General features: G+C 65.2%; 29 protein-coding genes. 10 read left to right on the top strand and 19 right to left on the bottom strand.

The annotated features are described in order from the left end of the window. Positions 1 to 122: 122 nt before the first annotated feature. Positions 123 to 1,664 (top strand): multicopper oxidase family protein, encoded by a 1,542-nt coding sequence (locus LKE06_RS05465; protein WP_227997531.1) that lies wholly within the window; start codon positions 123 to 125, stop codon positions 1,662 to 1,664. A 396-nt stretch (positions 1,665 to 2,060) separates the two neighbouring features. Here LKE06_RS05465 and LKE06_RS32475 read toward each other — a convergent pair whose 3' ends face one another. From LKE06_RS32475 to LKE06_RS05450, 5 genes are all read right to left on the bottom strand, one after another. Then, positions 2,061 to 2,195 carry a hypothetical protein gene (locus LKE06_RS32475; RefSeq protein WP_255648439.1) on the bottom strand — a complete coding sequence of 45 codons (135 nt, stop codon included), beginning with the start codon at positions 2,193 to 2,195 and terminating at the stop codon, positions 2,061 to 2,063. Positions 2,196 to 2,233: 38 nt separating this feature from the next. Next, complete coding sequence (locus LKE06_RS05460; RefSeq protein ID WP_227997530.1) at positions 2,234 to 3,550, bottom strand: WXG100 family type VII secretion target; 1,317 nt, start codon at positions 3,548 to 3,550, stop codon at positions 2,234 to 2,236. A gap of 155 nt (positions 3,551 to 3,705) precedes the next feature. Then, positions 3,706 to 3,828 (bottom strand): hypothetical protein, encoded by a 123-nt coding sequence (locus LKE06_RS32470; protein WP_255648438.1) that lies wholly within the window; start codon positions 3,826 to 3,828, stop codon positions 3,706 to 3,708. A 221-nt stretch (positions 3,829 to 4,049) separates the two neighbouring features. After that, the gene (locus LKE06_RS05455; protein ID WP_227997529.1) at positions 4,050 to 4,397 is read right to left on the bottom strand and encodes a hypothetical protein; all 348 of its coding nucleotides are present in this window, start codon (positions 4,395 to 4,397) and stop codon (positions 4,050 to 4,052) included. A gap of 142 nt (positions 4,398 to 4,539) precedes the next feature. Beyond that, a complete protein-coding gene (locus tag LKE06_RS05450) occupies positions 4,540 to 4,824 on the bottom strand; it encodes a DUF4254 domain-containing protein (protein ID WP_227997528.1) in 285 nt (94 codons plus the stop codon). A gap of 136 nt (positions 4,825 to 4,960) precedes the next feature. On the opposite strand from LKE06_RS05450, the gene LKE06_RS05445 reads away from it, so the two are divergent. Further along, entirely contained in the window at positions 4,961 to 5,326 is a 366-nt protein-coding gene (locus LKE06_RS05445) for a DUF397 domain-containing protein (RefSeq protein WP_227997527.1), read from the top strand. Positions 5,327 to 5,411: 85 nt separating this feature from the next. Here LKE06_RS05445 and LKE06_RS05440 read toward each other — a convergent pair whose 3' ends face one another. The 5 genes from LKE06_RS05440 to LKE06_RS05420 form a co-directional block, all read right to left on the bottom strand. Then, complete coding sequence (locus tag LKE06_RS05440) at positions 5,412 to 6,251, bottom strand: hypothetical protein (RefSeq protein ID WP_227997526.1); 840 nt, start codon at positions 6,249 to 6,251, stop codon at positions 5,412 to 5,414. Between the two features lie 156 nt (positions 6,252 to 6,407). Beyond that, positions 6,408 to 6,758 carry a hypothetical protein gene (locus LKE06_RS05435; RefSeq protein WP_227997525.1) on the bottom strand — a complete coding sequence of 117 codons (351 nt, stop codon included), beginning with the start codon at positions 6,756 to 6,758 and terminating at the stop codon, positions 6,408 to 6,410. A 266-nt stretch (positions 6,759 to 7,024) separates the two neighbouring features. Beyond that, entirely contained in the window at positions 7,025 to 7,294 is a 270-nt protein-coding gene (locus LKE06_RS05430; RefSeq protein ID WP_227997524.1) for a hypothetical protein, read from the bottom strand. Between the two features lie 184 nt (positions 7,295 to 7,478). After that, positions 7,479 to 7,718 (bottom strand): hypothetical protein, encoded by a 240-nt coding sequence (locus LKE06_RS05425; RefSeq protein ID WP_227997523.1) that lies wholly within the window; start codon positions 7,716 to 7,718, stop codon positions 7,479 to 7,481. A gap of 148 nt (positions 7,719 to 7,866) precedes the next feature. Continuing rightward, positions 7,867 to 8,103, bottom strand: coding sequence for a hypothetical protein (locus LKE06_RS05420; RefSeq protein ID WP_227997522.1), 237 nt, complete (start codon positions 8,101 to 8,103; stop codon positions 7,867 to 7,869). 119 nt (positions 8,104 to 8,222) lie between these two features. Here LKE06_RS05420 and LKE06_RS05415 point away from each other — a divergent pair, with 119 nt between their 5' ends. The 4 genes from LKE06_RS05415 to LKE06_RS05400 all read left to right on the top strand — a co-directional run bounded on the left by LKE06_RS05415 (position 8,223) and on the right by LKE06_RS05400 (position 9,911). Then, positions 8,223 to 8,498, top strand: a complete 276-nt coding sequence (locus LKE06_RS05415) for a hypothetical protein (protein ID WP_227997521.1) — start codon at positions 8,223 to 8,225, stop codon at positions 8,496 to 8,498. Positions 8,499 to 8,547: 49 nt separating this feature from the next. Then, entirely contained in the window at positions 8,548 to 8,781 is a 234-nt protein-coding gene (locus tag LKE06_RS05410) for a metallothionein (RefSeq protein ID WP_227997520.1), read from the top strand. A gap of 169 nt (positions 8,782 to 8,950) precedes the next feature. Then, entirely contained in the window at positions 8,951 to 9,280 is a 330-nt protein-coding gene (locus LKE06_RS05405) for a hypothetical protein (RefSeq protein WP_227997519.1), read from the top strand. A 160-nt stretch (positions 9,281 to 9,440) separates the two neighbouring features. Further along, positions 9,441 to 9,911, top strand: coding sequence for a nucleotidyl transferase AbiEii/AbiGii toxin family protein (locus tag LKE06_RS05400; RefSeq protein WP_227997518.1), 471 nt, complete (start codon positions 9,441 to 9,443; stop codon positions 9,909 to 9,911). Between the two features lie 630 nt (positions 9,912 to 10,541). On the opposite strand, the gene LKE06_RS05395 is transcribed toward LKE06_RS05400, so the two are convergent. The 7 genes from LKE06_RS05395 to LKE06_RS05365 form a co-directional block, all read right to left on the bottom strand. Then, complete coding sequence (locus LKE06_RS05395; RefSeq protein ID WP_227997517.1) at positions 10,542 to 11,576, bottom strand: MerR family transcriptional regulator; 1,035 nt, start codon at positions 11,574 to 11,576, stop codon at positions 10,542 to 10,544. A 15-nt stretch (positions 11,577 to 11,591) separates the two neighbouring features. Then, the gene (locus tag LKE06_RS05390) at positions 11,592 to 12,248 is read right to left on the bottom strand and encodes a HEAT repeat domain-containing protein (RefSeq protein WP_227997516.1); all 657 of its coding nucleotides are present in this window, start codon (positions 12,246 to 12,248) and stop codon (positions 11,592 to 11,594) included. Positions 12,249 to 12,392: 144 nt separating this feature from the next. After that, positions 12,393 to 13,271 carry a LysR substrate-binding domain-containing protein gene (locus LKE06_RS05385; protein ID WP_227997515.1) on the bottom strand — a complete coding sequence of 293 codons (879 nt, stop codon included), beginning with the start codon at positions 13,269 to 13,271 and terminating at the stop codon, positions 12,393 to 12,395. A 165-nt stretch (positions 13,272 to 13,436) separates the two neighbouring features. Next, positions 13,437 to 14,081 (bottom strand): 3-oxoacid CoA-transferase subunit B, encoded by a 645-nt coding sequence (locus tag LKE06_RS05380; RefSeq protein ID WP_227997514.1) that lies wholly within the window; start codon positions 14,079 to 14,081, stop codon positions 13,437 to 13,439. Positions 14,082 to 14,090: 9 nt separating this feature from the next. Then, positions 14,091 to 14,879: a CoA transferase subunit A gene (locus LKE06_RS05375; protein WP_227997513.1), complete on the bottom strand. Its 789-nt coding sequence runs from the start codon at positions 14,877 to 14,879 to the stop codon at positions 14,091 to 14,093. Then, positions 14,876 to 15,646 carry a 3-oxoadipate enol-lactonase gene (gene pcaD / locus LKE06_RS05370; RefSeq protein WP_227997512.1) on the bottom strand — a complete coding sequence of 257 codons (771 nt, stop codon included), beginning with the start codon at positions 15,644 to 15,646 and terminating at the stop codon, positions 14,876 to 14,878. Before pcaD ends, LKE06_RS05375 begins: the two co-directional genes overlap by 4 nt. Next, the gene (locus LKE06_RS05365) at positions 15,643 to 16,866 is read right to left on the bottom strand and encodes an acetyl-CoA C-acetyltransferase (protein WP_227997511.1); all 1,224 of its coding nucleotides are present in this window, start codon (positions 16,864 to 16,866) and stop codon (positions 15,643 to 15,645) included. The genes pcaD and LKE06_RS05365 overlap by 4 nt, the downstream gene beginning before the upstream one ends. Positions 16,867 to 17,004: 138 nt before the next feature. On the opposite strand from LKE06_RS05365, the gene LKE06_RS05360 reads away from it, so the two are divergent. Both LKE06_RS05360 and LKE06_RS05355 read left to right on the top strand, forming a co-directional pair. Continuing rightward, positions 17,005 to 17,259, top strand: coding sequence for a hypothetical protein (locus tag LKE06_RS05360; protein WP_227997510.1), 255 nt, complete (start codon positions 17,005 to 17,007; stop codon positions 17,257 to 17,259). Between the two features lie 87 nt (positions 17,260 to 17,346). Next, positions 17,347 to 18,147, top strand: coding sequence for a hypothetical protein (locus tag LKE06_RS05355; protein ID WP_227997509.1), 801 nt, complete (start codon positions 17,347 to 17,349; stop codon positions 18,145 to 18,147). A 187-nt stretch (positions 18,148 to 18,334) separates the two neighbouring features. On the opposite strand, the gene LKE06_RS05350 is transcribed toward LKE06_RS05355, so the two are convergent. Both LKE06_RS05350 and LKE06_RS05345 read right to left on the bottom strand, forming a co-directional pair. Continuing rightward, the gene (locus tag LKE06_RS05350) at positions 18,335 to 18,757 is read right to left on the bottom strand and encodes a tautomerase family protein (protein ID WP_227997508.1); all 423 of its coding nucleotides are present in this window, start codon (positions 18,755 to 18,757) and stop codon (positions 18,335 to 18,337) included. A 27-nt stretch (positions 18,758 to 18,784) separates the two neighbouring features. Next, complete coding sequence (locus LKE06_RS05345; protein WP_227997507.1) at positions 18,785 to 19,486, bottom strand: SDR family oxidoreductase; 702 nt, start codon at positions 19,484 to 19,486, stop codon at positions 18,785 to 18,787. Between the two features lie 143 nt (positions 19,487 to 19,629). Between LKE06_RS05345 and LKE06_RS05340 the strand changes: the two genes are divergently transcribed. Both LKE06_RS05340 and LKE06_RS05335 read left to right on the top strand, forming a co-directional pair. Beyond that, entirely contained in the window at positions 19,630 to 20,223 is a 594-nt protein-coding gene (locus LKE06_RS05340; protein WP_227997506.1) for a TetR/AcrR family transcriptional regulator, read from the top strand. A gap of 69 nt (positions 20,224 to 20,292) precedes the next feature. Continuing rightward, on the top strand, positions 20,293 to 21,087 hold the full coding sequence (locus LKE06_RS05335; protein WP_227997505.1) for a thioesterase family protein: 795 nt from the start codon (positions 20,293 to 20,295) through the stop codon (positions 21,085 to 21,087). The last annotated feature ends 300 nt before the right edge of the window (positions 21,088 to 21,387 follow it).

Raw genomic sequence — 21,387 nt, 5'->3', positions numbered from 1 at the left:
CGTCCCTGTCGCAGCCGTCGATTCTGCGTATCTGACAGGTCTGCTGCGTCGCGGCCCATCGGGGACCAGACGCGGCATTCGCCCATCCGCATCATCGACAGCTCACCATTCAGGGAGAACCCATGTCGCCCAAGCAGTTTCCTTCCAACGCGCCGATGCCCCGGCGCGGCTTCCTCGCACTCAGCGCCAGTACCGCCGCAGCAGCCGCGCTGGCCGCCTGTTCGAACCGCGCGCCGAGTTCACGTGATCTCGTCCTGCCCGATTCCGATGCCGTCCGTGCGGCCGAGAACCAGCGGCGCGCAGCCACCGCGAACATTCGGGACGTCACGTTGCGCGCGGAACCCACCACCATCGATCTCGGCGGCGTCCAGGTGCAGACCTGGACCTACGGCGGATGCCTGCCCGGACAGCAGGTCCGGCTGACACGCGGCGATGTTCTGCGCGCCGAGATCACCAACGCGCTGCCCGCCCCCACGTCCATACATTGGCACGGCATCGCGCTGCGCAACGACATGGACGGCACACCCGAGATCACCCAACCCCATATCAACCCCGCCACCGCATTCCGCTACGAATTCACCGTGCCCGACCCCGGCACCTACTGGTTCCACCCGCACGTGGGCACCCAACTCGACCGCGGACTGTACGCGCCTCTGATCGTCGAAGACCCCGCCGACGGCGCCGATTACGACACCGAAGCTGTCATCGTCCTCGACGACTGGCTCGACGGGGTCAACGGCCGCGACCCCGACAAACAGTTGCGGCACCTGCAAGCCAACGGCATGTCGGGAATGAACATGGGCGGGATGAGCGGAATGAACATGGGCGGCATGTCGATGCCGACCAACCCGAACACCCGGCTCGGCGCCGACACCGGAGACGTCAAGGACTACCCGTACTACCTGATCAACGGACGCATCGGCACCGACCCGAGCACCTTGTCCAGCAAACCCGGCCAGCGAATGCGGCTGCGCATCATCAACGCCGCCGCCGACACCGCCTTCCGCGTCGCCCTCGGCGGCCACCAACTGCGCATCACCCACACCGACGGCTACCCCGTCCAACCCGTCACAACCAGTTGCGTGCTTATCGGGATGGGCGAACGCTACGACGCGATCATCGAACTCGCAGACGGCGTCTTCCCTCTCGTCGCAGTCGCCGAAGGCAAAACAGGACAAGGGTTCACGCTCATCCGCACCGGCGGCGGAAACCCACCACCGGCAGACGTGCGCCCCACCGAACTCGCGGCACCACCGCTGACCGTGGACAAACTCACCGCCACCGACGCCGTGCGACTGCCACAACGCAAGCCCGACAAGCCCCTCGACCTCACGCTGGGCGCGGACTCGAACAAATACATCTGGACCATCAACGGCCGCGTCTACGACCAGCGAACCCCACTGGATATCACTGCCGGACAACGAGTTCGGCTCAGATTCGTCAACCAGACGATGATGTTCCACCCCATGCACCTACACGGCCACACCGTTCAACTCACCACCCCAACCGGAACCGGACCCCGCAAAGACACCGCCACCGTGGCCTCCATGCAAACCATCGAAGCCGACTTCGACACCACCAACCCCGGCCAATGGATGATCCACTGCCACAACGCCTACCACGCCGAAGCAGGCATGATGAGCATACTGTCCTACACCCACTGAGGGCTCTGGTCGCTCAGGCGCGGGCGGAGGGATTGCAGCTGACCGGTGAGGGCGGGCTGCTGGCGAAGCTGACCAAGCTGTCACTGCCCTGAGCAGCGGACCGGTCGAAGGGCACGTCAACCGCATCAAGATGATCAAACGCCAGATGTTCGGGCGCGCGAACCCAGACCTTCTCCGGAAGCGAATCCTGCTGAGCGACTGACTAACCCGGCCAACCACATCATCAAATTCGCGCCAGATCCCGGATTATTCGGCTGCCGTTGACATGGCAAGGGCGTCTTGGGCTGAATACAGGCCGATCGGCGGCGTCGGTTCATCGCACGCGGCACAGCGGACGCTGTCGCTCTTCCGGACGAGTGATGATGGAACGCTTCGTCATTCGACCGATCTCGTGACTCACAGGTGGTCGAGTTCGGCCCTGCGGTGCAGTTCGTCGGCGATGGTGTCGGCGGAGGCTGGGGTCATGGTGGTGTCGTTTGTCGTTGACATCGACCAGATATCGACCCGCGGCTGGGTGGTCGTCGCGAACATCGATCCAGCTCAGATAGACGGTGGCGTGGGTGCCGGGTCTACCGTGCGGGTGGTTCAGGGGTGGGGTCCATAGGGCCGACCCCGGTGAACGTGACCGGCGGTGTGGGTGCCGATTCCACGGGTGCGGGCGGATCAGGTGGCGCGGAATCCATGCTCGAAGCTGGTGTGGGGCGCGGGGCCGTGTAGTCGAGGCTCATGTCCTCACTGTGGAAACCGGCACCGTATTCAGGCGCTGAGTCAGCACCGATCGCGCCGTCCGGGCTCGCGATGCCTTCGGTCCACTCGGAATGCACGCGCCGCAGATAGTCGGGAGCGAAATGCTCGGCTTCGTCGTCGTCCTTCTTGCGGGCTCCGGCTCCCGGTGCCATCGGACCCATCCGACCTGCGGTCGTGCCGGTTCCGCCACGTGCACCGGTGCTCGCGGCGCCGGCGCCAACCGGGCTTGTGCCCGGAGTGTCGGGCTGAGTAGAACCGGGCCCGCCGGGCTGGGAACTCGAGCCGCCGGGCCCGCCGGGACTCGTGCTGTTCGGACTCGGTCCGGGGCTCCCGGTTGCGGTGGGCGCGTTCGGGTTCACTCCTGCGGGTGTGGTGTTGGCCGGGGTTGTGGCTGCGTTGCTCATGTCCGGGAGCAAGCCTTCGGGCAGTCCTAGGCCAGCGGGGTTGGTTGACGAGTCCGATTCCCTACCCGGCCCCGTACCCGACCCGGTGGGATTTTGGGTCGCAGTGCTGTCATCCGGGGGATTCCCGTTGCCTGGTCCGTTGGCCCCGGTGTTGCCGCCCGCGCCGGTATTCGGGCTGTCTGTGCCGCCGATCTGCGGGACGGTCGTATATGCGGGCACCCCGGTCCCGGACGGCGGGAAGTTCGGGGTGTAGACGCTGTTGAGCGCGCGGATAGCCGCTTGGCGTGCCTGTTCCTGAGCGGTGCGGGTCTGTTCGTCGTACTCGGGGTTGATCAGGCCCGGCAGGATCGACTCGGCGGGGTTGTTGGGGTCCGGCGCCGCCACCGACGTCGACGGGGGCTGGACCGCGGCACGGACGGTCTCGGCCGACCATGCGAGGGAATCCAAACGGGTGGCGACCGAATCGAAGACCCGCCCGATCTGATTGGCCGCCTGAGAGAACCGCTGCGCCGCGGCCTGCGCCGCGTCACCGCTGACACCCTGCCACAGTCCGTTGCCGAAAATCCGGTTCATGCCCATCAGGTTGAACGTGGACAGGTTCACCAGGTCGGAGTAGTTGGCGAACCACGTCCGCTGCAGCGTCCGCAGGCCTGCCGCGTCCATCCCGCCTGGCCCGTGGACGGCCTGATACATGGCTTCATGCGTCATGCCCTCGAAGTGCTCGATCATGCTCACGAAATCAGGGGCGGTCCCGAAACCGAGATCATTTAGTTCGTAATCACGTTGGCTGACGCGGCTTTGAGCTTCTCCGGCCCTCTGTTGCGTGTTCGTGGTCTGCTGCACGGTCGCAGGATCGATCGCACCGGGTATCGGCAGCGCGATCGGGACAATCACATCCGGTCGTACAGCGCTACAGCCTCGGCGACAGCTGCTGGATCGAATTGGATAACCCCGGCACCCGCAGCGGCATTGAAAGCCGTTATCTCAGCCTGGCCGTAGTCGACGTCAACCATGGTTGCCTCACCCCAGTCATGTGCTCGTTGTGCGAGGGTATCAGCCGATGGTCATGCGGCCCGTCGATCCCGAGTGGGCGCGAGTATCGAGGTCTGAAGTCCATCACAGGACGAATCCGTCGATGACGACAACGATTCCGCAGATCGCGAGCAACGGTGCGGTGTCGAATCTGCCGACGAAGCTGGTCGATCGTGCGGCGATGTCATCAGCGACGGCGTTATCACTGGTCGGGACGTGATCGGTCGATCAGTTCCCGAATCAGCCAGCTCGAGGCTGCGGTCAGTATGGCTGCGAGACCGAAGACGAGGAAGATGAAACCCGCACGGAATTCGACCACCCGTGCCCCATGCTCCTTGCGCATGTACCTGACGTAGTCGAAGTCCTCGATCACCATCCGACCGCACGCGACAATCGCTGCGGCGCCGATTGTTTCGGCAAATGCCAGGCCCACCACGCAGGGTAGGACGATGGGCAGGTACTGGCGCGGTATCGGGGCGATTGCGACCAGCCCAAGCAGCACCGCACCCACGATGAGGGCCCAAGCACCGTCTGCTTGGAGATCCACCATCGAGACCCCCTTTGCTTCTCCAGCCCCGAACATTGGCGCCCACAACCCGATTAGGACTCCGCCGACCCCCAGAACATAGACGGCCCGGAGATATGCGGTTGTTGGCCCGAGTGGCTGCCATTGTTGTCCCATGCGCGGCAGTCTACGAACCGGCCGCGTCGGATGCGCGCGTGCTGAATCCGCCTGCGGGGAATAAGAAGTCGGGCAGTCGGCGGGTTCCGGCCGCGATCTCGAAGCAGAGGTCGCTGTAGGCGAGAGCGATTTCGGTGAGACGATGGTGGCGGGAGCGACGTTGCAGCGCAGGAGTATTCGGTTCGGTGGCAGCGCGGGCGTCGATCGAGAACTCTGCGAGGCGATCGATCACCATGCCGATGGTCTCGGTGTGCAGGTACGCAGCGTCATATGCCGGTGGCCTCTCGGCGGTCACTCAATCAGGATCAGGACCAAGTCTCGATGTATAAAATGATTGCAGATCGACTCCAATCTCTGGCTTTGCCGGTTGAGGAGTCCGCCCAGGTAATCCGTGGGCGCGTGGATCGCCTCGAGCGAGCGTAGGAGTATGAATGACTTCCCAGGACCGCCTGGTGTGGCGGACCTCGAGCTATAGCGGAACGAACGGTGGCCAGTGTGTCCAGGTCGCCTTCGGCGAGCGATCGGTGCTCATCCGTGACAGCAAGTACCTCCGCGATCCGGCGAACGATCCCGCAGCGCAGCCCACGATTGCGGTTTTGGCCGAGGACTGGAACGCATTCCTTCGAGCGGCAAACGGGGTGGAGCCGGACGCGTGGCGTGACCTGCCGATCATCACTTGCGATGGTTCTGGCGAAGTGACTGTGCGTGCCGTCGACGGCACCGCGCTCACTTACACGGCCGCCGAGTGGGTTGCGTTTGTCGCAGGTGTCCGCGACGGAGAGTTCGCGGCGGTCTGAGACCGGCTGGTAAGCGCCGTTGTAGGGTCTCAAAATGAGTGGCCACATCGCGGCGGGTTCACCGCAACGGCGGCATGCGGGCTGGTTACTTCCGCCTCAGTCCGTCCAGGGCCTGCCTGGCTTGGTTTCCGGCGATCACTCGGAGCTCGTCCGGGTTTAGCGGGGGCTCGCCGTGCTGGCGCAGGATGGGGATTCGTACTCGCAGCCAGACATTGTCGTCCTCCACGCCCACGACGTAGTCCAGCCCGGTGCTATTGCTGGAGTCCGACGTCGCGGTGTGCCAGTAACCCCGGGAGCCGATTCCGGCGACCTCGCCGGAATTCGCTCCAGGCCCGGTGGTGTCCTCTTGCTTCCACTCGTCATAGGCAGGTGCGGCTCCGGCGGCCGTGAACTCGACGCGAAGGTCGATAGCCGCTTGATTCCAGTGGACGCCGTCACCTGACTGGCTCTTGTAGCTGAATTGGCAAGACAGACTGCCGGGGTCGTGATTACTCGGCGGAGTTTCGTGATGGTAAGGCGCTTGATCCGGTGTGGAGGACCACCTGTGCAACGGAGTGGGATCGACCAGGTCGCACGCATTGGCGATCCCGTTCATCGAATACAATCCCGGCGCCGCTTCTTGGAGTGGAGTAGTCGTGGCCAGAGTGGATGGCCTCGCCGGGGCGCTGGAGGACGCCGCGACAGCGGCGGGCCGACGTTCACTGCCGCCACCGGCAATGATTACACCGATCACCACACCCGCGGCCAGCACTACCACCAGCCCTACGACACCGGCGGCGATCAGGCCCGGCTTACCGTGACCGGTTGGTGAGGACATGAACTTCGGTGGCGGCGGCGGGTATCCCTGACCAGGCCGGTCGTACCCGGTGTCGGGGTGTCTCGCCGCCTTTCGGGAAATGTGGTTGCCGCGCAGTGGGATCGGCATCGCCCGTGATCGGCTGGTCGGGTCCGTGTCGAGGGTCTGTCATCTCTCGCGGCCCTTCGATTCCTCGACGTGCTCCCCGCCGACCTTCCATGCCGCGCCGATCCTACTGTGCCGTTGGCCGAGTAGTCATCAGAACCGTCTTCACCAGGCTGGTTTCTAGTTCTGTCGCAGTCCGCCCAGCACCTTGCCGGCCTGGGACCTGGCGACCGAATCGAGTTCGTCGCGACCCACCGTAGGGGAATCCTTCTCGCGGGAGAGGTTGATCTCCACCCGCACCGCGACACCACCGTCCCATACGCACATCCCGTATCCGGCGTCCACGATGCCACCGAAGTTGTCGGCCTCGAACTGCCAGTAGCCCTGGGTACCGATTCCGGTGAACTCCCCGGACGTAACCTCCGATCCGCTGTCGGCGAGGTCGGCGGTGGTGCGTTTGCAATGGTCGTACGTTCGCGCGGCGGAACCGTCCATGACATCGGCCCGCACCCTCATCGTGGCGGTGTTCATGGGAAATTTGTCACCCGTCGAATTGCCGTAGTAGACACTGCAGTGCAGGCTATCGTTCCTTGGCGGCGGCCTCGGTTGGTGCGGTGTGGACCGGCCGCAGGTCTTTGCCCATTGCATCCCAGTACTGTCGGGCCGCATGCCGGAATGTGTTGCGTATCAAGTGGATTACGGTATCCGGATGCGAGCGCGGTGGCCACCGCCGCAACTGCAACGACTCATGGACCGGACAGTCGATGGCCGTGGAACGGGGTCGGGTTGCTCGGCGCCTACCGACCCGGGTCGTACTCGTACGCATTCGACGGCAGACCTGGGCGGGTTGGGTTCGAGGTAATCCGCGCGTCGGTCGCTATTCCGATCTGGCCCAGTGTGGTGGGCATCATGCAGTCCCTCGACGGATGGTTAGGGGAGTCTGCGTATCCCGTGACCGACTTGAAGTAGGGCCCGAACACCGGCCCGCCGGCCAGATTCACACCGAAGCAATCGACTTCCAGAATGTAGGTGCCATCGCCACCGCAGTGCGCCGCCGCGCCGCTCATCGATCGATCCAGCGCGCAGTCCCGCGGCTCTGCCGACGCCGAACCAGTCGCGACCGCGATCATCGACGCGGCACTCGCAACCAGTACCGCCGTACCAATAACGCTCCGCAGCATTCCCACTATTCATATCTCCGTATCTGTGGCCGAAAGACGTATGCGACGAATGAATTTCCCCGAACGGGGGTTATCGGTCGGATGTCTGACTGAAGAAGAGAAACTCCGCATCAAACATAACCGACCAATCGTGCACCCACGGCGATCCGTTACCGAGCGACCGGGGAGTGGCAGGTGTGGGCTGGTGCTCGATCTCTTCGGTGACGGAGGCTTCACGCTGAGGACCACTCACCGGCACGGGTCGGCCGCCCGGCCGGTCGAGCTGGATTCTCGCTATGCGGATGTGATCCGCCGCCATTTCCAATGCCATGCCAGGATTCTTCCGGTCCGAAACGGCGGCGACGCTGTGGATTTCACGGCGTCGCCGGTGCGATAGTCATCGTCGACACAGTCACCCATGGTTGCAGCGGCTGAGAACCTTCGGGTCCGGCCACCTGGACCGCAGTGGCGTCGCGATATCAGCTCATGCAGTACCTGGCGCCGGCGGAGATCGACTGCACCAGGCAGGCCAACTCTGCGGCGCTGCTCGATCCGGGCGATACGCCGATGGAATCACCCTGCGCGCCGACGGGCGCCACCTGATTACTCGGCGCGGGCTCCAACGGAATTCCGCTGGGCGCCGCATTCGCCACCCCCGCGCCTACTGTCAGCGCAATCGATGCGGCGACAATGACATTCAGTGCGGCACGGCTCATCGTGTAACTCCTATGTTGTGGATGGGGTCGCCCGACACGCTAGCCAGGCTGTTCACTGCGGGCGCGCCCCTAATGTCGTTGGCAGAGGTTTCGGCGGCCAAATGTAGACGACGATTCGGTTGCTGCTGAAGCGTTGCCGACGGCCGCCGGGACTGCCCGCGACGGATCGAGTCAAGGCAGGCGGCGACGGCGTATTCGGCCATCGGCCGTGGACTGCGAATCCATCGATCAGCATCGAGCGCATCTATGTGGAGGCCCCGATCTACCACGAATTCGTCAACCGGGTCGTATCGAATGTGCGGGCACTGCGGCTGGGTGTCGACGGCCCGGACATCGGTGCCGAACTCGGGGCGATGACCTCCAGCGCGAATGTCGGCCCGGTCATGCGCACATAACTCGAAAGTAGCTGCATGGTGCCGGTTCCGCCGAGTAGCCTACGGTTGCATGAACGCATGTGAGGTTTGCGGTAACGATTACGCTATGCCGATCGTCGTCGAGGCTCAGGGAATGCGGCATGTCTTCGACTGCTTCGAATGTGCGATCCACCGCATGGCACCTATCTGCGTGCACTGCGACTGCAAGATCATCGGCCATGGTGTGGAGGCGGATGGTCGATTCTTCTGCTGCGTGCACTGCGCCATGTCCGAGGGTGCCAAAGGTTTGGTCGACCACGTGTGAGGGCGGTGTCGTCCCGGGACCGACGGTTCTTCCGGTAATTCCGGTTGCCACAAACGGTGTTGCTCCCAGCACATCTCACGCCGAGGAAACCGGCATGCAACCGCGCCGGACAGCAGCAGCGCGGCCCGGTTGATTTACCTGGCCACGACGCATGCGGCACACTGTGAGCATGTCCGACCACACCGAGACACCGTTCAGCTTCGCAGAGGTCACACCCTACGAAGTCGTCGACTCGCTGACGGAACTGCACGGGCCCGAGCACGGAACGCTCCACCTGCCGGTCGAGCTGGCATGGAGTGGCCGCACCGAGTTCGACCTGAGCGACGACTACGACCAGACCGCGGCCTACAAAATCGTCCTCGAAGAGGGGACCAGGCGGCATCTGCGTGAACTGGTCAGCGGCCGGCTTCTGAGCGCCATCTGGTCGCAGATGCGACCCGCACGTCCGGTCCGGGCACTGTGGGAGAACAAGTTTCCGCAGCTGCGGGCCGCCTCCTGATGGATCCCCGCCAACATGAACTCGCACGTATTGCACTACGCACCGTGGGCAACCGCGGATTCGTGCTCGGTGGCGGCCACGCCGTGGCACTGCACGGAATGGGCTCACGTCCCTCCGAAGATGTCGATCTGTTCTCCGACCGACGCGAACGCCCGATGAGGTGGCCGACGACGTCATCGCCGCATTCGAACAGAACGGCATGGCCGTCGATGTGGTGCGCCGGACTCCCGACCTGGTACAGATGACGGTCACCTACCTGGACGGGCACGCCGCCAAGGTCGACCTCGGCGTGTTCTGGCGATCCCGGTCGCCCATTCTCCTGGAGGTAGGTCCAGTACTGCACCCCGACGATGCGGTAGCCGGCAAAATGGACGCGCTGTTCAACCGCTGGGCACCCCGGGACTACCTGGACGTCGACGCGATCCTGGTCAGCGGGCACTACACCCGCGAGAAACTGCTCACGATTGCCACCGAACACAATCCCGGCTTCGACCGAACCATGTTCGCCGAATCACTGTCCTATCTCCGCCGGATACCGGATCGCGACCTCACACCCTACGAAGTTGCCGTGGCAGACGTGACAGCAATGCGGCAGCGGTTTGCCGAGTGGGAAACAGAACTGACACGCTGACCGTTCGGGCGCGATAAAGCCCTCCGAGGAAACGGGCGCCTCACGTAACGGTTGGTTGAAGACACGGACGGCCGCCACCCACCGGGCCGACAGATCCACGAAGGCGCGAATCCGCCCCAGCCTCGGGCATTCATGCCGGTTGGGTTGATGGCTGCTCTGAGATAGGGGAACGTGCCTTGACCTGTGATAATTCAGCTTGCTGAAGGTTGAATGATCGAGGTCGAGACGCACCTTTCTGGTGAAGGATTCTACGTGGTATCCGCGGCTGACCGTGGACGGGGAAGGTTCGGGTCTGGTGGCGCAGGCCGGGACTTTTGTGTTGGTCCGCACCGCTGAGAAGGTCGGGCTGGTGAAAGGCTTGTCGGCGGCGCTGGCACCGTGGCGCAGTGGCCGGATCCCAATATGCAACTCGGCCGTTGTTCAGAAATCTGGTCTCCTCGCCTGAAACATTGCGCTAGGCCTGGTGCGCGCCGTTCGTCAGCCGGACTTATCCGCTGGCTTTGGTCCCGCGGTCGACGTCCGATAACCGTCGAGTTCGTTTGACACTCAGAGTCGTTCGGATGGTGTTGGTGCGCAGGATATCGGTGAGTTTGCCCGGTCCACGCGGAGTTCGTGTTGGCGCCGGTGGCCTCAGGGGTGGATGACGCGACGGTCGGCGGTGCCGGAACCCTGGTCTCGAGTGCGCAGGATCGCAGACGCGGTTGCGGCGATCGTCCGGTCGCCGTCGTCGGCCAGCGCGGCGAGGGCTTTGCGTGCCGCACCGCCCGGAATCTCGGCGAGCGCCTGCGTGATCCGCGAACGCGTCGGGGTGTCGACCGTGGTTTCGAGCGTGTCCCGCATGACCCGGACGATGTCGTCGGCCGCGACCGCGGCCTCCGCCAATAATCCCAACACCTCGGCGGCCTCGACATCGGACCGCCCTTGGACCACCATCTCGAGAAGGGCGGGCTTCGCCTCGGTGACCCGCCGGGAGCCGAGAGCCAGGGCGGCACGGTCTCGCACTGTCACGTCGCGGTCGTTGAGAGCCCTCCTCAGTAGCACTGTCGCTGCCGCGGCGGGCACTGCCGCTATCGCGACGGTCGCACGGCGCCGGACCTCGACCACCGCCGAATCCAGGCCGACGGCCAGATCCGTCAACCCCGTGCCGGCTACCTTCGCCAACGACCACCGCAGCGCTCCGGCGACATTCGGGTCGTCCTCCGATAGCGCTGCCTCGACCAGTGCTTCAACGGGCAGCGCGGCGCCCTCGTTCTGTGCCAGCACCGCTTGTTGACGGCGGGCTCCGGACTCCGATTCGAGAGCGCGCAACAGTGTGACGATGCCCATGACGTCCCCCCACTGCGCCGGCGCGGCCGCTTCGACGCGCTCGAGCTTCCTGAGCAGTTCTTCCTCGGCGGCGATCCGCGCTCGCGTATGCCGGATGAGCTTTCCCACCAATTCGGCCGGCGCGAAGTCGGGCTCGTCCAGCGCCCGCTTGGCTTCGTGCAGCGACAGCCCCAGGGTCCTGAGGCACTCGACCTGGAAGAGGCGACGGATGTCGTCGGCGGAGTATTCACGGTAGCCGCTGGATGTGCGGACCGTCGGTTTCACCAGCCCCAGCGCGTCGTAGTGGCGCAACATGCGTGTGCTGACGCCCGAACGCCGCGAAACCTCACCGATCAACATCCCATCGCCTTCCTGCTATGCGTCCAGACCGGTCACAGCGACGCGCTTGGCCATCTCGAACGAGAGGGTGAACCCGCTGTCGGGGTCACGACGGAGCCTGTCAGTGGCCTCCGCATGAGCGCGAACGCGTGGATCGGAACTCGCCATGGCGGCATCCAGAACCGGTGCGGCGGCCGGCCCGAGTGCCGCCAATGCCCGGCTCAGGCTGAGCTGCACATGGTGGTCACCCCGTCCGAGCGCGGTCACCATATCGGCGGCGAGCTCACCCTCCTCGCCAGGCGGAACGAGCACCGCGGCGGCCCGCCACGCGCTGAGCGCGATGTCATCGTGTTCGTCGTGCAGCAGTGTCGACACCGCAGGCCAGGCACTCCGGTCGCCGATCTTGGACAGGGTGTGCAGCGCCTGACTACGCGCCTGCGTCGTGTCGGACCCGAGCTCCGCGAGCAGCCTCGGTACCGTGATCTCGGCCGGCAACCGGCACAACGCCCAGGTCAACATGTCCCGGACGAAGAAGTCCGGTTCGACAGCGCACCGGGCGACGAGGATCTCCGAGAGACGAGGATCGCCAAGCGTGCCGGCCGAGAGCGCCGCCCGCAGTCGAATCGACGAATCAGCCCCGGCAAGAGCGTCGACAAGGCGAGCATCCGGCTCGCCGTGGTTGGTTGTGTTCACGACAACCACCTCCTTCGTCGACCACACAAGCCCTTGTCACAGTGTCAGGGTCAAGCCGCGGAGTCACGGCCGATCCTCGCCGGAGCGCTCGGCGCCGCCCAGTTCACCGAGATGGAAAGCGGGGGTTGGGGATCTCGGCACGAGTCATATCTGCCGCAACACGTCGAGTGCCTGTGTCGTGATCGGTGAGTGTCTGTCTCGCAGTCGGGCGGCAAGCAGATCGATCTCGGCGGGTTCGGCGTCCAGCGGTCGGTAGGTGACGCCGGCGACGCCCAGCGCCGATGTGGGTTCCGGGACGATCGCGACGCCGAGGCCGGCGGCGACGAGGGTTACGAGGGTGGAGGTCTCCTCGACCTCGTGGCGGATGCGCGGGACGAAACCGGCTGCGGTACATAGGGAGACGAGGACGCCGTTCATCACCGATCGGCCGTGGCCGACGTGCGTGATGAAGTCGGCGTCGCGTAGCTCGTCGACATCGACGGTTTCCGAGGAGCTGAGTGGGTGTCCGTCAGGGAGCGCGATCATCAGTCGGTCGCTTCTGATGGTCTCGAATTCCACGTCGGCGGCCTCCACCGGAGGCCGCAGCAGTGCGAGGTCGATCTCGCCGACACGCAGGGCGGTGAGTTGCGCCGGCGCCGACATCTCACCGCGCACACCGACATCGACCCCGGGCAGCTGTTCTCGCAGCGCACGCACCAGGCGCGGTAATAGGGAGTACGTCGCCGATCCGACGCAGCCGATGGTCAGTTGGCCACGTCGTCCCTCGGCGATCTGTTGGGCGTGCCGGCCTGCGGCATCCACGGCGTCGAGGATGGCGATGGTGCGCTGGAGGTAGTCGATGCCGGCGGGGGTGAGTTCGACCCGTCGTGTCGAGCGGTTGAGCAGGCGGACGCCCAACTCGTCCTCCAGCTGTCGGATCTGCTGCGATAACGGCGGCTGGGCAATGTGCAGACGCTCGGCCGCGCGGCCGAAGTGCAGTTCCTCCGCGACCGCGCGGAAGTACCGGAGGTGGCGCAGCTCCATTGATCTAAACTAGCAGCATCTCAATCGCGCCCATATGTGTTCGTTGCACTATAATTGCTGATCCTTGTCGTGCCACCAGGGCACCCCGCCCGATTGCCGGCGGTTGATCCAGACCATCGAGAACCTTTGCGGGCGCTACGACAGCACCCCGACGCAGGCGCCGAGCTAACCGACGTGCGAGGAGACGGTGACCGGTGCGGCTGTTCTCGCCTCGACGTCGCCGATGTCGACGTGCGGCGCGAGTTCAATGACCTCGAACCCGTGACCGGTGACGTCGAAGACACCGAGGTCGGTGATCACGAGGTCGACCACTCCTCGTCCGGTCAGTGGCAGGGAACAAGTGTCCACCAGTTTGGGCGCGCCGCTCTTGCTCACGTGTTCCATGAGCACGATGACCTTCTCGGTACCATTGACCAGATCCATGGCGCCGCCGATTCCTTTGACCATCGCGCCGGGCACCATCCAGTTCGCGAGGTCGCCGTTGGCGCCGACCTGCATGCCGCCCAGAACCGCGACGTCGACATGGCCGCCCCGGATCATCGCGAAGCTGGTCGCCGAGTCGAAGAACGACGCACCGGGCAGCACCGAGACGGTTTGCTTGCCCGCGTTGATCAGGTCCGGGTCGACCTCGTCATCGTAGGGAAAGGGGCCGACACCGAGGATGCCGTTCTCCGCGTGCAGGGTCACTCCGGAGCCGGGGGGCAGGTGGTTCGGGATCAATGTGGGCAGGCCGATGCCGAGGTTCACGTAATCGCCATCGGTCAGCTCGGCCGCCGCCCGGGCGGCCATCTGGTCGCGGGTCCAACTCATCGGATCCTCCTAGTTAGTGATGGCCGGTTGCGGATCGCGGTGGCGCACGGTGCGTTTCTCGATCTCCTTGTGGGCAGCCTGATCAGGGGTCAGCTCCACGACGTGCTGGACGAAGATGCCGGAGAGGTGGATGTCGTCGGGCCTGAGTTCACCCGCGTCGACGACCCGTTCGGCCTCCACGATCGTGACCCGGCCCGACATCGCCGCCGGTGGGTTGAAATTACGCGCGGCCGCATGAAACCGGCAGTTGCCCGCGGTGTCGGCGACCGCGGCGCGGACGAGGGCGAAGTCGGTGACGATGGCTTCCTCGAGCACCATCTCTTTGTCGCCGAAGCGGCGCACCTCCTTCGGTGGCGACTCCAGGGCCACCGACCCGTCGGGGTGATACCGCCACGTCAGGCCACCGTCAGCGACGACGGTGCCGACACCGGTCGGGGTGTAGAAGGCGCCGATCCCGCTGCCCCCGGCCCGAAGCCGTTCGGCGAGTGTTCCTTGCGGAGTGAGCTCGACGGTCAACTCACCAGCGAGGAACTGGCGACCGAACTCCTTGTTCTCGCCGATATACGACGCGACCACCGTCGAGATCCGGCCGGCCTCGAGCAGTCGGCCGAGCCCGGCGCCGTCCACGCCGCAGTTGTTCGACACGATGGTCAGATCGCCGGCGCCTTGTTCGAGCAGGGCGTCGATGAGGAACCAGGGGATGCCGGCGAGGCCGAAGCCGCCGACGGCGATACTCGCGCCGTCACCGATGCCGGCGACCGCGATTTCCGGTGTCGCGGCCCGCTTGTCGATGGTCATGATGCCTCCAGATGGGCGATGAGCGCGGGGGTGATGGTCTGCGGCTGCTGGGCGTTGGCCAGGTGCGCGGAGTTCGGTACGACGAGTAGTCGCGCGTCGGGCACTCCGGCGACGATCTCCTCCAGCTTCGCTGGGGGCGTCGCGATGTCGTCGGCACCAGCGATCGCCAGGGTCGGCGCCTGGATCGACGGGAGATCGTGTCGCAGGTCGAGGTCGGCGATCGCCTCGCAGCAGGCGGCATAGCCTTCGGCGGACGTGGCGGCCACCATCTTCTCGTAATACGCCCGGCGATCCGGGTGGGTGTCGAGGTACTCAGGGGTGAACCACCGGCCGACCACGGTCGCCGCCACCGCGGCCGCCCCGCTGCTGCGGACCAGTGCCGCCCGATCGGTCCAGCCCGAGCGCGGCGGCAGCTGAACACCGGTGCAGAGCACCGCCATCCGCTGGACGCGCTCCGGATTACGAGACGCGATCCGCATCACCGTCATTCCGCCGAGTGACAGACCGACGAAATGACATGAGGTGACGTCCAGGCGGTCGAGCAGGGCGATTACGTCGTCGGCCAGATCGTCGATCGAGCAGGGGCCCGATGGGATGGGCGAATCGCCGTGTCCCCTGGTGTCATAGCAGATCACCCGGAAGCGTGCCTCGAGGTCGGCCAGCTGGGCGTCCCACATGCGATGGTCCGATCCGAGCGAGTTCGACAGCAGCACGGTGGGACCGTCGGGTCGGCCGGACACCTGCGCGTGTACCTCGATGGCGCTCATCGGATCACCTCGAACACCGCGGCGAGACCTTGTCCGCCACCGATACACATGGTTTCGAGCACATGACGCGCGTCCCGGCGCCGCGCCTCATGGGCGGCCGTCACGAGGATCCGCGCGCCGGTCGCGCCGACCGGGTGGCCGAGTGAGATGCCGGAACCGTTGGGGTTCAGTCGTTCATCGGCGGCATCGATCCCCCACTCCGCGAGCACCGCGAGGACCTGCGCGGCGAAGGCCTCGTTCAGCTCGATCAAGTCGATGTCGTCGAGGGTGAGGCTCGCCCGGCCGAGGGCCGCGGCGGTGGCCGTGACCGGACCGATTCCCATCGTCTCCGGCTCGCACGCGGTGACCGCCCACGACCGCAGCGCCAGCATCGGCGTCAACCCGCGACGCTCGGCCTGCCGCATCGTGGTGACGACGCACATGGCCGCACCGTCGTTCTGCCCGGAGGAGTTGCCGGCAGTCACCGTCGAATTTGGATCGATGCGGCCGCGGACCGGGCGGAGTGCGGTGAGCTTCTCGAGATCGGCATCCGCGCGCGGGTGTTCGTCACGGTCCACGACCGTGTCCGGCTTTCCGCGCCTACCGGGGACCGTGACCGGGACCAGTTCGTCGTCGAACCGACCGCTTTGTTGGGCGGCGATCGCCCGTCGATGCGACTGCGCCGCCAGGCGGTCTTGCGCATTACGGGTGATGCTGTACCGGGCCCGCAGGTTCTCGGCGGTCTCGATCATGCCGCCGGCGATGACGTGCGATGATCCGCCGGCGGTGGCCCGTGCGCGGTCGAGGCGATCCTGGAGTTCCACGCCACCCTGACGGATGCCTGTGCGCAACCCGAGCGCGTAGTGCTCGACAGTGGACATCGACTCCGCGCCGCCCGCGACCACGAGGTCGGCGCCGCCGGTGGCCACCGCGGACGCGGCGTTCAGCAGAGCCTGCAGGCCCGAGCCGCACCGCCGGTCCACCTGCATTCCCGGCACGCTGACGCCGAGACCGGCGTCCAGCGCGGCTATCCGGCCGATGGCCGGGGACTCACCGTTGGCGTAGCCCTGTCCGAGGATCACGTCGTCGATGTCGTCGCCGGAAAGTCCGGTCCGGTCGATGAGTTCCCTGAGTAAACCCGCGGCGAGGTCGGTGACCGACAGGCCGGCGAGCGCGCCGGCCATCCGCCCCACCGGGGTGCGGAGAGGCGAACAAATGACGACATCGGAAGCGGTGGTCATACATCTGACGATAAAATCTGCCGGTCATAGTGTGAAATACATATAAACGGCTGATTGATATGACGATGGTCTGAATGCGGCGGCTCGTCGCGGCCGAATTCACCGGTCGACGAGTCGGCGCCCAGCCACTTCTGCACCATGCGCACCTCCGGCGATATCGAAATGGGGCTGGTCACCGACATCGGGACCCGGGGCTGCTGGTTCTCCGAAACCTACGGTGACCTCGTTGCCGAAATGACCTACGACATGGAGGTGCAGGACAGCAACATGATGGTGCGAGTACGGATCAATCTCACCCGGGAACAGGAGAGTCCCGCAGTCAGCCGGAACGACCTCGATACCGTCGCCAGGGCCCAGGTGCGCATGACGCTGGACCGTCTACGCCAGAACTAGCGGCCACCTTTCGCGTGGGCTCTAATACGATCGGGTTCGGCGCGACGGCCGACACGCAGTCGTGGTGGATCGAAGGGACAACGGGGGATGACCGATTCGCAATACGGTCTGGGGATACCCGGCAGCGCTGATTCCGGTGTGCGGCGACCGGGTCCGCCGACCGGTGACAGCAAGACCGGTCTGATCGTCGCCGGCGGTCTCGTGCTGGTGGTGGTATTGCTCATCGGTGTGGCGATCGGTTTTGTCGCCGGTGGCGACAGCGGCGACGGCGAGCCCGCCGCGATACCGGCCTCGACGACCGCCCCGGTCACTTCCGCCACGACGGCGTCCACCACGAGCGCGCTCCTGGAACCGGCACCGGGCATCTATTCGATGAGCGGCATCACCAACGCGTGTGATCTCGTAGACCCCACACCGCTGCACCAGTGGTCGTCCACGCCGGACAAAGCGCCCTTCCACGCGGAGTACCCGCCGAGCACTCGCGGCGCCGGCGAACTGACCTGCCAGTTCACCTATAAGAGCCTGTCGAGCAATAACACCCACTACTACCAGGTGGCGATCGACGTCGACGTCGAGTTCACCGCGGCCGGAGCCGATCCGGCCTACGACGAGTGGAAGCCCGCCGACACCGCCACCGGCAAACCGGGCCGTGACTCTGGAGACGTCACCGGTATCGGCACGCAGGGCTACTGGGCGAGCTGGGTCACCGACGCGGAGTACTACGGCGCAATGACCTACCTCGTGGCCGTACAGGACAGCAATGCCTCGGTGCGGGTGAGCATCCCGATCATGCGCCAACTCGGCGAACCCCAGGTGACCCCGGACCAACTCGACGCCATCGCCCGAGCTCAAGTCCAGCGGATCCTCGACGGGCTGAAGACCAACTAACTCTCCAGCTGCTCGTCGGTGATCACGTACCGACGAAATCCTGCACGCCCGAATCTGTCACGGGCACACCTGAACCGTCACTCGACGGCCGAACACCGACTCCGCGCGGAACTCAGGAAAACGCCAGCTGAACAGGACTTCGAGCACTACTGAAAATGACTTCGAACACCGACAACTGTCTATCGAATCAGTACGGGACCGGCTTGTTCTCGCGGACCCAGGCTTGTTCGGCTTCGGTGCCGGGGCCGGGTGGGAACAGTCCGGCGATCATCCATAGGTCGCGTGGGGACTCATAGGTGTGGAATTCCCAGTGCAGTCCACGGTCTCCGGTGTAGGGGGCCATGATCGAGTTGAGTTTTTCGGTCGAGCGTTTGCGTAGGTCCGGGTCGTCGAGGTGGCGGGCGAGGTGTTCGACGACGATTCGCACGGTGTCGTTCGCCGGTTTTCCGCCGACGAAGTACGAGGATTCCTCGATCTCCTTGAACAGGACTACGACATAGAACTCTGGGAGGCCGAACTTGGTGTACAGGTCGGTGATGTCCTGTGCGAAATCCTGTTTGTCCTTGTCGGAGTACGTGTTTGCGGGATGGTAGATGTGCCACAGTGGCATGGTGGTTCCTCCTGAAGTGAGATGAGTTCAGCGGGCGATGGGCAGTGCGAGATCCTCGACGGGCCCCGACAGCGCCGCTTTCAGCTGCCTGGTGACCTCGTCGACAAGGACTTCGTGCTCGCCTGCCTCTACGCCGTCGAAGACGGCCGTGGCGACCTGGCTCGGGTCGATCTTGTCGACGGCGAGCCGCTTGACCATGTCGGTGTCGGCGAATCCGAGATGCACACCCACCACCTGGGTGTGCTGTGCGGAGAGTTCGAGCCGCAGTGAGTTGGTAAGCGACCAGAACGCGGCCTTGGACGCACCGTAGGCCGCCGCGCCCGCGCTCCACGACAGCACCGAATGGATGTCGATGAGAGCGCCGCCACCGTTGGCCGCCAGGATCGGCGCGAATGCCTGGGCGACGCGCAGCGAGCCGAAGACGTTCGTTTCGAAAGTGGCTACAACGTCGGTCATTTCGGCTGTGAGTAGCGGTGCCGGGAGGAGCACGCCCGCGTTGTTGACGACGATATCGACGTCCTCGGCCTGGGTCGCGACGGTGGTGACGGAGTCGGGGTCGGTGACGTCCAATGCGAGTGGTTCGACGCGGGGGTCCGCGCTGGATTTCGGCTGACGCGCGGTCGCGTAGACCTTGGTCGCGCCACGCCTCAGCAATTCTTCGACGAATGCGTGTCCGAGCCCGCGCTGGCCGCCGGTCACGAGCGCGACCGCGCCCTCGATTCTGGTCATGTCTGTCCCTTCTCGCGTCGGATGGATCGGGCGCTGCCGCCCGCCGACTTTTTAGATTATGATCATCATCTAAGAAGATGCGCAAGACTGTCACTATTAATCGCGCGCCATGAGGCGTGCATGGTTCGACGGAAGGGGGTCGCATGCCGCGAGCATCCCGAGCGCAGGCGCAGGCGCACCGCGAGCAAGTCCTCGAAGCGGCGGCGGCGCAGGTGCGCGAACGCGGGGCTGGGGCGATGACCGTGCCGGAACTGATGGCCGCCGTCGGGCTGACCCACGGCGGTTTCTATCGACACTTCCGATCCAAGGAGGACCTGGTCACGCAGGCATGTACGGCCGCATACGCCGAGAAGATCCGCGAAATGGAAGAGATCCGCGCGGGCAGTCCGGATGGGCCGGCGGCGCGGCGCGCATTCATCGAGCGGTACCTCTCGGTCAAGCATCGCGACACGGCCGGGCGCGGCTGCGGCATCGCCGCGACGGCCGGTGATGTAGCGCGCACCGAGTCCGGCAGCCCGCTACGGGCGGCGTACGCCGACGGGATTCGCAACATGATCGGTAAGCTGGCCGAATTCGGTGAGCGCCCCGCGGACGAGGAACGTGCGGTGCTCATCGAGCTGTCGGTAATGGCGGGTGCGCTGATGCTCGCCAGGGCCAGCGCCGACGACGATCTCGCCAATGACGATCTCTCGGAGCGGATCCTCGACGCCGCGCGGGACTTTCTCATCGGTGAATGACGGTGATGGTGTCACCTGAAACGTGTTCTAATCGGACTCGGTTCTGAGCGTGGAAGGGAGCTGGTCTCGATGGTCGCGTTCTTCACGATGCGCGAAGGTCGCTACGTGGCACAGGGGTACGGGATAAGTCAGTGGTCCTCGGCGCAGGTCAACGGGCCCGCAGTCTGCGCCTTGCTGGCGCGGAAGCTGGAAACCCACTGTCCTGGAACGGGTTTCATTCCAGCGCGACTGACTGTCGATCTGTTCAAGCCCGTACTCAACGAGCCGATTTCGCTCGAGAGCGCCGTTATCCGAGAAGGCAACCGAGTCAGCGTCGCCGATGCCTGGATCATTCAGCGCGGCGAGATGCGGGCGCGCGCCTCGGTGGTCTTTCTGGCTGTCGGCCAGGAACCGCCGGGTGAGCTTTGGCGGCCGCAACCGCGGTTGCCCACGCCGAGCCAGCGGTTCGCGGCGCCGGATGGCGAGCCACCATTGCTCAAATCCGGTGAGTCGGCGTGGACCGATGACTTCGCCGCTGCGCAGAATGCGGGACGAAAGGTCCTCTGGCAGAACCTGATACCGCTGGTGGAGGGGGAGCCGATCTCCCCGTTCCAGCGGGCCGCAGTGTTCGGTGACTCCACCAATATGGTTTGCCACTGGGGAACCGAAGGCGTCGGCTATATCAACACCGACATGACGTTGACTCTGTCGCGCCTACCGGAAGGTCCGGAGCTCGGCCTGCAGGCCCAGGACCAGGTCGCCTCCGACGGCATCGCCGTGGGCACGGCCACACTCTACGACCGGTCCGGCCGACTGGGCACCTGCGTTGTCACGGCGGTTTCGAATGCTCGCCGCCAGGTGGATCTCGGCGCGACCGCAAGGTAGTTCAGGCGGGGTCGGTGAGCACGAATAGCCTCCATCGAGGAGCTGCCGGACGCTACTCACGTTCCATGTCCGCATGGTCGGCGACCGAGGCGCACCGCCGTATCGAATCTGGCTGCGCAACAGGAAAATTGGTGCTGCGCATTGGTACGTAGAACATGCTGTGACCGACGTCGATCATGACGGTGTCGCCGGAGTTCGTCGAGACCGGTCTCGACGAACCGAGGGCAGTCGGATGCGGCGGCGCGGCGAACGGCTGAGAGAGTACCGGCTTCGGTTTGTCACTGTGCGGCTGATGAGCCG

Origin of the sequence: Nocardia australiensis, from assembly GCF_020733705.1 — a bacterium.
Taxonomy (GTDB): Bacteria; Actinomycetota; Actinomycetes; order Mycobacteriales; family Mycobacteriaceae; genus Nocardia; species Nocardia australiensis.
The sequence above is the reverse complement of the archived record's forward strand: the minus strand, read 5'-3'. Positions and strand labels throughout refer to the sequence as shown.